The 759-nt window shown below is 69.8% G+C and carries 1 protein-coding gene; it reads right to left on the bottom strand.

The features are described 5' to 3' along the window. Window positions 1-725, bottom strand: a protein-coding gene (locus FYW99_RS31595; RefSeq protein ID WP_190394899.1) for an IS5 family transposase whose coding sequence is annotated in 2 segments (ribosomal slippage) — window positions 1-383 and window positions 383-725 — 726 coding nt annotated over the 2 segments. Because the reading frame shifts where the segments join, the coding sequence is not laid out codon by codon here. This gene is flagged as partial in the annotation. Window positions 726-759: the final 34 nt, after the last annotated feature.

Raw genomic sequence — 759 nt, forward strand, 5'->3', positions numbered from 1 at the left:
GTAGCGGCGGTGCAGGCGACGGCATCCGGCCAGCCAGGCCATGGTGCGCTCCACCTGCCACCGGTGCCTGCCCAGCCGCTGTGAGGACTCCACCCCTTTGCGGGCCAGGCGGTGGACGATCCCCCGCTGGCGGAGCCAGCGGCGCAGGTGGGTGTAGTCGTAGCCCTTGTCGCCGTGCAGCTTGGCCGGTTTGCGCCGTCGGGGGCCGCGGCGGGAGCGGATCGGTGGGATCCCCTCCACCAGGGGTTGCAGGGCCTGGCTGTCGTGGGTGTTGGCCCCCGAGATCGCCATGGACAGGGGCAGACCAGACCGGTCGGTGATCAAGTGGATCTTCGACCCCTTCTTGCCCCGATCGACAGGATTGGGACCTGTCAGGTCCCCCCTTTGAGGGCCCGCATGTTCACCGAGTCGATCGCGCACCGCGACCAGTCCAGCTCACCGCGGGAACCGAGCTCGTCCAACACGAGCCGGTGGAGCTTGGCCCAGACTCGCGCTTGGGTCCACTCGGCAAAGCGCCGGTGCGCGGTGGGTCCGGAGGGGCCGAACACCGGCGGGAGCTGTGCCCAGGTGCAGCCGCTGGTGGCCACGAAGATGATCGCGGCCAGCACCTGGCGGTCGCCGTGTCTGCGCCGCCCGCCGCCTTGCGGGCGGGTGGGCGCCTCGGGCACCACCCGCTGGAACAGTTCCCATAGCTCGTCCGGCACCAGCCGTTCCACCATCGACACAGAGGCAGGCTACCGAAAACCCAAATGAGATGAG

Origin of the sequence: Nocardiopsis deserti (assembly GCF_008638355.1) — a bacterium.
GTDB lineage: Bacteria > Actinomycetota > Actinomycetes > Streptosporangiales > Streptosporangiaceae > Nocardiopsis > Nocardiopsis alborubida.